This is a genomic window from Halpernia sp. GG3 (assembly GCF_052976925.2).
Genome location: NZ_JBRIIR020000005.1, coordinates 1 through 4,189 on the forward strand (window position 1 = coordinate 1; position 4,189 = coordinate 4,189).

A 4,189-nucleotide genomic window follows, 5' to 3' on the forward strand; every position below is an offset into this window, starting at 1 on the left:
GCTTAGTGTAAAGCTGAATACTGCATCAGTTCCTTCAGTAGCCGAAGCCGGAGCGATCGTTGCCACAGTAGGGGCATTGTTATTGTCGATAATGGTACCAGTAGCCGAAGCAGCTCCAGAGGCAATACTAAAGTTTTCAGTTACTTCGTCAATCGCATCCACCGTTGTTGGTACACTTACCGTTCCAGTAGTTGCACCCGCAGGAACAAGTACATCAACATTTGTAGTCGTGTAATCCGCACTTCCAGCCGTACCATTAGTCAATACAAAAGTATAGGTAATAGCTTGATCAGAAGGGTTGCTTAGTGTAAAGCTGAATACTGCATCAGTTCCTTCAGTAGCCGAAGCCGGAGCGATCGTTGCCACAGTAGGGGCATTGTTATTGTCGATAATGGTACCAGTAGCCGAAGCAGCTCCAGAGGCAATACTAAAGTTTTCAGTTACTTCGTCAATCGCATCCACCGTTGTTGGTACACTTACCGTTCCAGTAGTAGCACCCGCAGGAACAAGTACATCAACGTTTGTAGTAGTGTAATCCGCACTTCCAGCCGTACCATTAGTCAATACAAAAGTATAGGTAATAGCTTGATCAGAAGGGTTGCTTAGTGTAAAGTTGAATACAGCAGCACTTCCTTCAGTAGCCGAAGCAGGAGAGATGGTAGCCACCGTAGGGGCATTGTTATTGTCGATAATGGTACCCGTAGCCAAGCAGCTCCAGAGGCAATACTAAAGTTTTCAGTTACTTCATCAATCGCATCCGCAGTTGTAGGTACCGAAACAGTTCCCGTAGTTGCCCCCGCAGGAACAAGTACGTCAACGTTTGTAGTGGTGTAATCCGCACTTCCAGCCGTACCATTAGTCAATACAAAAGTATAGGTAATAGCTTGATCAGAAGGGTTGCTCAATGTAAAGTTGAATACCACATCAGTTCCTTCAGTAGCCGAAGCAGGAGCGATCGTTGCCACAGTAGGCGTATTGTTATTGTCGATAATGGTACCCGTAGCCGAAGCAGCTCCAGAGGCAATACTAAAGTTCTCATTTACTTCATCAATAGCATCTACCGTTGTAGGTACCGAAACAGTTCCAGTAGTTGCACCCGCAGGAACAAGTACATCAACATTTGTAGTCGTGTAATCCGCACTTCCAGCCGTACCATTAGTCAATACAAAAGTATAGGTAATAGCTTGATCAGAAGGGTTGCTTAGTGTAAAGCTGAATACTGCATCAGTTCCTTCAGTAGCCGAAGCCGGAGCGATCGTTGCCACAGTAGGGACATTGTTATTGTCGATAATGGTACCAGTAGCCGAAGCAGCTCCAGAGGCAATACTAAAGTTTTCAGTTACTTCGTCAATCGCATCCACCGTTGTTGGTACACTTACCGTTCCAGTAGTTGCACCCGCAGGAACAAGTACATCAACATTTGTAGTCGTGTAATCCGCACTTCCAGCCGTACCATTAGTCAATACAGGTAAAAGGCTCCATGAGAAGGGTTGCTAGTGTAAAGCTGAATACTGCATCAGTTCCTTCAGTAGCCGAAGCCGGAGCGATCGTTGCCACCGTAGGGGCATTGTTATTGTCGATAATGGTACCAGTAGCCGAAGCAGCTCCAGAGGCAATACGAACCTTCAGTTACTTCATCAATCGCATCCACCGTTGTTGGTACACTTACCGTTCCAGTAGTTGCACCCGCAGGAACAAGTACATCAACATTTGTAGTCGTGTAATCCGCACTTCCAGCCGTACCATTAGTCAATACAAAAGTATAGGTAATAGCTTCCATCAGAAGGGTTGCTAAGTGTAAAGCTGAATACTGCATCAGTTCCTTCAGTAGCCGAAGCCGGAGCGATCGTTGCCACAGTAGGGGCATTGTTATTGTCGATAATGGTACCAGTAGCCGAAGCAGCTCCAGAGGCAATACTAAAGTTTTCAGTTACTTCGTCAATCGCATCCACCGTTGTTGGTACACTTACCGTTCCAGTAGTTGCACCCGCAGGAACAAGTACATCAACATTTGTAGTCGTGTAATCCGCACTTCCAGCCGTACCATTAGTCAATACAAAAGTATAGGTAATAGCTTGATCAGAAGGGTTTGAAGCGCAAGCTGAATACTGCATCAGTTCCTTCAGTAGCCGAAGCCGGAGCGATCGTTGCCACAGTAGGGGCATTGTTATTGTCGATAATGGTACCAGTAGCCGAAGCAGCTCCAGAGGCAGTACTAAAGTTTTCAGTTACTTCGTCAATCGCATCCACCGTTGTTGGTACACTTACCGTTCCAGTAGTTGCACCCGCAGGAACAAGTACATCAACATTTGTAGTCGTGTAATCCGCACTTCCAGCCGTACCATTAGTCAATACAAAAGTATAGGTAATAGCTTGATCAGAAGGGTTGCTTAGTGTAAAGCTGAATACTGCATCAGTTCCTTCAGTAGCCGAAGCCGGAGCGATCGTTGCCACAGTAGGGGCATTGTTATTGTCGATAATGGTACCAGTAGCCGAAGCAGCTCCAGAGGCAATACTAAAGTTTTCAGTTACTTCATCAATCGCATCCACCGTTGTTGGTACACTTACCGTTCCAGTAGTTGCACCCGCAGGAACAAGTACATCAACATTTGTAGTCGTGTAATCCGCACTTCCAGCCGTACCATTAGTCAATACAAAAGTATAGGTAATAGCTTGATCAGAAGGGTTGCTTAGTGTAAAGCTGAATACTGCATCAGTTCCTTCAGTAGCCGAAGCCGGAGCGATCGTTGCCACAGTAGGGGCATTGTTATTGTCGATAATGGTACCAGTAGCCGAAGCAGCTCCAGAGGCAATACTAAAGTTTTCAGTTACTTCGTCAATCGCATCCACCGTTGTTGGTACACTTACCGTTCCAGAAGTTGCACCCGCAGGAACAAGTACATCAACATTTAGTCGTGTAATCCGCACTTCCAGCCGTACCATTAGTCAATACAAAAGTATAGGTAATAGCTTGATCAGAAGGGTTGCTTAGTGTAAAGCTGAATACTGCATCAGTTCCTTCAGTAGCCGAAGCCGGAGGATTCGTTGCCACCGTAGGGGCATTGTTATTGTCGATAATGGTACCAGTAGCCGAAGCAGCTCCAGAGGCAATACTAAAGTTTTCAGTTACTTCGTCAATCGCATCCACCGTTGTTGGTACACTTACCGTTCCAGTAGTTGCACCCGCAGGAACAAGTACATCAACATTTGTAGTAGTGTAATCCGCACTTCCAGCCGTACCATTAGTCAATACAAAAGTATAGGTAATAGCTTGATCAGAAGGGTTGCTTAGTGTAAAGCTGAATACTGCATCAGTTCCTTCGGTAGCCGAAGCCGGAGCGATCGTTGCCACAGTAGGGGCATTGTTATTGTCGATAATCGTACCAGTAGCCGAAGCAGCTCCAGAGGCAATACTAAAGTTCTCATTTACTTCATCAATCGCATCCACCGTTGTTGGTACACTTACCGTTCCAGTAGTTGCTCCAGCAGGAACAAGTACATCAACATTTGTAATAGTGTAATCCGCACTTCCAGCGGTTCCAGTAGTCAATACAAAAGTATAGGTAATGGCTTGATCAGAAGGGTTGCTGAGTGTAAAGTTGAATACCACATCAGATCCTTCAGTAGCCGAAGCCGGAGTGATCGTTGCCACAGTAGGGGCATTGTTATTGTCGATAATCGTACCAGTAGCCGAAGCAGCTCCAGAGGCAATACTAAAGTTCTCATTTACTTCATCAATCGCATCCACCGTTGTTGGTACACTTACCGTTCCAGTAGTTGCTCCAGCAGGAACAAGTACATCAACATTTGTAATAGTGTAATCCGCACTTCCAGCGGTTCCAGTAGTCAATACAAAAGTATAGGTAATAGCTTGATCAGAAGGGTTGCCTTAAGCGCAAGCCGAAACACCCGCATCAGTTCCTTCAGTAGCCGAAGCCGGAGCGATCGTTGCCACAGTAGGGGCATTGTTATTGTCGATAATGGTACCAGTAGCCGAAGCAGCTCCAGAGGCAATACTAAAGTTTTCAGTTACTTCGTCAATCGCATCCACCGTTGTTGGTACACTTACCGTTCCAGTAGTTGCACCCGCAGGAACAAGTACATCAACATTTGTAGTCGTGTAATCCGCACTTCCAGCCGTACCATTAGTCAATACAAAAGTATAGGTAATAGCTTGATCAGAAGGGTT

7 protein-coding genes are annotated in these 4,189 nt (G+C 45.8%); all 7 read right to left on the reverse strand.

Features of this window, described 5'->3' with window-relative positions:
* On the reverse strand, positions 1–666 hold a 666-nt coding region (locus ACVBED_RS00940; protein WP_473094355.1), incomplete at its 3' end, for a Calx-beta domain-containing protein.
* Positions 603–1,463 (reverse strand): Calx-beta domain-containing protein, encoded by an 861-nt coding sequence (locus ACVBED_RS00945; RefSeq protein WP_473094356.1) that lies wholly within the window; start codon positions 1,461–1,463, stop codon positions 603–605. The genes ACVBED_RS00940 and ACVBED_RS00945, both read right to left, overlap by 64 nt.
* A gap of 107 nt (positions 1,464–1,570) precedes the next feature.
* On the reverse strand, positions 1,571–1,780 hold the full coding sequence (locus ACVBED_RS00950) for a hypothetical protein (RefSeq protein WP_447119796.1): 210 nt from the start codon (positions 1,778–1,780) through the stop codon (positions 1,571–1,573).
* On the reverse strand, positions 1,746–2,114 hold the full coding sequence (locus ACVBED_RS00955) for a hypothetical protein (RefSeq protein ID WP_447119797.1): 369 nt from the start codon (positions 2,112–2,114) through the stop codon (positions 1,746–1,748). The genes ACVBED_RS00950 and ACVBED_RS00955 overlap by 35 nt, the downstream gene beginning before the upstream one ends.
* On the reverse strand, positions 2,080–2,943 hold the full coding sequence (locus ACVBED_RS00960) for a Calx-beta domain-containing protein (protein ID WP_447119798.1): 864 nt from the start codon (positions 2,941–2,943) through the stop codon (positions 2,080–2,082). Before ACVBED_RS00960 ends, ACVBED_RS00955 begins: the two co-directional genes overlap by 35 nt.
* Positions 2,903–3,868 (reverse strand): Calx-beta domain-containing protein, encoded by a 966-nt coding sequence (locus tag ACVBED_RS00965; protein ID WP_473094358.1) that lies wholly within the window; start codon positions 3,866–3,868, stop codon positions 2,903–2,905. The genes ACVBED_RS00960 and ACVBED_RS00965 overlap by 41 nt, the downstream gene beginning before the upstream one ends.
* 21 nt (positions 3,869–3,889) lie before the next feature.
* Positions 3,890–4,189: hypothetical protein (locus ACVBED_RS00970; protein WP_473094357.1), on the reverse strand; the 300-nt coding region annotated here is incomplete at its 5' end.

What these genes read in the sequence shown, in the direction of transcription:
- ACVBED_RS00950 (WP_447119796.1), bottom strand. Translation starts at nt 1,780, where the DNA reads ATGGAAGCTATTACCTATACTTTTGTATTGACTAATGGTACGGCTGGA.
- ACVBED_RS00955 (WP_447119797.1), bottom strand. Translation starts at nt 2,114, where the DNA reads ATGCAGTATTCAGCTTGCGCTTCAAACCCTTCTGATCAAGCTATTACC.
- ACVBED_RS00960 (WP_447119798.1), bottom strand. Translation starts at nt 2,943, where the DNA reads ATGGTACGGCTGGAAGTGCGGATTACACGACTAAATGTTGATGTACTT.